The sequence below is a fragment of the Stenotrophomonas lacuserhaii genome, assembly GCF_014836545.1.
Classification (GTDB): Bacteria; Pseudomonadota; Gammaproteobacteria; order Xanthomonadales; family Xanthomonadaceae; genus Stenotrophomonas; species Stenotrophomonas lacuserhaii.
The window spans coordinates 1-3,102 of sequence record NZ_JACSQS010000035.1 but is presented as its reverse complement, the minus strand read 5'-3'; the positions used below and the strand labels follow the sequence as shown (position 1 = coordinate 3,102).

Here is a 3,102-nt window from a genome sequence, read left to right as displayed (position 1 = left end):
GCAGGACTGCACCGGCGAGCAAGCGGATGGCGAGCCTACAGGGACGTACTTGCGGCGATTCCCACGAACCCACCCCGTCCCGCCAACCGCACGACCCTGCAGCTGTTGATCTTGATCCTGATCTTGACGTCGGCTTCTGGCGCTGCCGGGCGCGGCCCGGCGAAATCGCTCCCTACCAAGTATCCTGTCAGCGTTGATGAAGCCTGATCTTGTCCATGCCAGCCGCGAGGCGCTGAGCCAGGGCGGGGCGCTCGCCTCCCACCTGGACGCGTTCGTGCCGCGCCCGGCACAACTGTGCCTGACCGAAGCGATTGCCGAAACGTTGCAGCAGCGGGACCTGCTGCTGGCCGAGGCGGGCACCGGCACCGGCAAGACCTATGCATACCTGGTGCCGGTGCTCCTGTCGGGGATGAAAACCATCATCTCCACCGGTACCCGCGCGCTGCAGGACCAGCTTTACCATCGCGACCTGCCGCGCGTGCGGCAGGCACTCGGCGTCGGCCACCGCAGTGCATTGCTCAAGGGGCGCGCCAATTACCTGTGCCGTTACCGGCTGCAGCAGGCGCGCGGCGAACCGCGTTTCAGCTCGCCACAGCAAGCGGCCGAGTTCCAGCGCATCCTGGCCTGGTCCGGGCGTACCCGGCATGGCGACATGGCCGAACTGGATGCATTGGCCGACGATTCCCCGCTGCTGCCGATGGTCACCTCCACGGTGGACAACTGCCTTGGCCCTGACTGCGCCTACTACGATGACTGCTTCGTGGTGCAGGCGCGCCAGCGCGCCCAGGCCGCGGACGTGGTGGTGGTCAACCACCACCTGCTGCTGGCCGACCTGGCGTTGAAGCAGGAAGGCTTCGGCGAGCTGCTGCCGGGGGCGGAAGCGTTCGTCATCGATGAAGCCCACCAGCTGCCCGAGCTGGCGGCACAGTTCTTCGGTGAAGGCTTCGGCATGCGTCCGTGGCAGGAGCTGGCGCGCGACTGCCTGCTGGAAGCGCGCAGTGTGGCCGGTGCGCAGGCCGCCTTGCAGGCGCCGGTTTCGGCGCTGGAGCACGCGTTGATCGACCTGCGTACCGCGATGGACGGTCTGCCATCGCGCGGCACGCAGTGGCGTGCGCTGGCCGTGCCGCAGGTACGCGATGGTTTCGATGCGGCGATGAGTGCACTGCATGCCCTGCTGCAGGGGCTGGAAGGCCTGCGCGAAGCCTCGTCCGGGCTGGACGCCTGCCATGCGCGCGCGCGCGAGGCGGTGTCGCGGCTCGGTCGCTGGCTGGGCGATGACGCGCCGCTGCTGGACTTCGATGCCGAGCCGGACACGGCGGTTGGCGAAGCCGGTGATGTGCTGTGGTACGAACTCACCCCGCGGGGATTCCGCTGCCAGCGCACGCCGATGGATGTGTCCGGTCCACTGCGCGAACACCGGCAGCGCACGCTGGCGGCGTGGATATTCACCTCGGCTACGTTGACCGTCGGCGGTGGCTTCGAACACGTGATCCAGCGCTTGGGCCTGGACGACCCGCGCACTCTGGTCCAGCCCAGCCCCTTCGACTGGCCGACCCAGGCGCTGTGCTACCTGCCGGAAGGCTTGCCGGATCCGGCCGCGCGCGGGTTCGGTACCGCGCTGATCGCCACCCTGCGCCCGGTGCTGGAGGCCTCGCACGGGCGTGCCTTCCTGCTGTTTGCATCACATCGCGCGCTGCGCGAGGCGGCCGAAGCGCTGCGCGGCGGGCCCTGGCCATTGTTCGTACAGGGTGAGGCGCCGCGTGCGACGCTGCTGCAGCGCTTCCGCGAATCCGGCAACGGGGTGCTGCTGGGATCGGCCAGTTTCCGCGAGGGCGTAGACGTGGTCGGTGATGCGCTGAGTGTGGTGGTCATCGACAAGCTGCCCTTCGCCGCACCGGACGACCCGGTATTCGAGGCGCGGCTGGAGGCAATCCGCACCCAGGGGGGCAACCCCTTCCGCGACGAACAGCTGCCCCAGGCGGTGATCGCGCTGAAGCAGGGCGTCGGCCGCCTGATCCGCAGCGAGACCGACCGCGGCGTGCTGGTGCTGTGCGACCCACGGCTGCTCAACCGCGGCTACGGCCGGGTCTTCCTGGACTCGCTGCCACCGTTCCGGCGCACTCGCGCGCTGGCCGATGTACAGGCCTTCTTTGCCCCACAATGGTTGCCGGCGGCGCCTGCGCCTGCTCCCGATGACGTGCCGCCGCCCGGTACGCCGCTCTCCCTGTTCTGAACATTGAAACGATGAAACTGCTCGCCTTTGAACTGTCCACCGAAGCCTGTTCCGTTGCCGTCCACGTGGATGGGCAGGTACGCGAACGCTTTGAGATCGCGCCGCGCCGGCACGCCGAGCTGGCCCTGCCGTGGGCCGAGGAACTGCTCGCCGAGGCAGGCATCGCGCGTTCGCAGCTTGATGCCATCGCCCTGGGCCGCGGTCCGGGCGCGTTCACCGGTGTGCGTCTGGCCATCGCGCTGGCGCAGGGCGTTGCGCTGGCGCTGGATCGCCCGCTCATTCCGGTTTCCACGCTGCAGGCACTGGCGATGCGCGCGCCGGCCGAGGCCGGCCAGGTGCTGGCTGCCATCGATGCGCGGATGGGCGAGGTCTACGTGGCCCGCTATCAGCAGGTCGATGGCTTGCCCTGGCTGCAGGATGCAGAGCGGGTGTGCCCGCCACAGGCGGTGGTGCTGCCCGAGGGAATCCGCTGCGCTGGCGTGGGCACCGGCTTTGCCGCGGCCGAGGGTGCGATCGCGGCGCAGCTGGGCCCTGCGTTGAGCAGCGTGGACGCCACGGCGTTGCCGCGTGCTTCGGATGTTCTGGCGCTCGCCCTGCCGATGTTGGCGCGCGGCGAAGCGATCGCCCCGGAGCGGGTGGAGCCGGCGTACCTGCGCGACAACGTGGCGTTGACGCTGGTCGAGCAACGGGCGTTGCGGGCGTCCAAGCAGCGTTGAGGTCGCGAACGGGTGGGCCCCCCTCGCGGGTGGCTGCTGGTTGCCGCAGCTGGGTTGGGCCGGGCGGGGGGGCGGGGCGGGGGACGGCAGAAGCCGCATCCTGCGGGCCTCGTTTCGCGCCATCCATGGCGCTCAACGCCCCCGCCCAGCCCC

General features: G+C 69.9%; 2 protein-coding genes. Both read left to right on the top strand.

Annotated features, from left to right (window positions below; genetic code table 11):
• Window positions 1-196 precede the first annotated feature (196 nt).
• The gene (locus H9654_RS17660) at window positions 197-2,233 is read left to right on the top strand and encodes a DNA repair helicase YoaA (protein ID WP_191771987.1); all 2,037 of its coding nucleotides are present in this window, start codon (window positions 197-199) and stop codon (window positions 2,231-2,233) included.
• A gap of 11 nt (window positions 2,234-2,244) precedes the next feature.
• On the top strand, window positions 2,245-2,949 hold the full coding sequence (gene tsaB / locus H9654_RS17655; protein ID WP_191771986.1) for a tRNA (adenosine(37)-N6)-threonylcarbamoyltransferase complex dimerization subunit type 1 TsaB: 705 nt from the start codon (window positions 2,245-2,247) through the stop codon (window positions 2,947-2,949).
• Window positions 2,950-3,102 lie beyond the last annotated feature (153 nt).

Coding starts and splice junctions, on each gene's coding strand:
- H9654_RS17660 (WP_191771987.1), top strand. CDS start 197: ATGAAGCCTGATCTTGTCCATGCCAGCCGCGAGGCGCTGAGCCAGGGC.
- tsaB (WP_191771986.1), top strand. CDS start 2,245: ATGAAACTGCTCGCCTTTGAACTGTCCACCGAAGCCTGTTCCGTTGCC.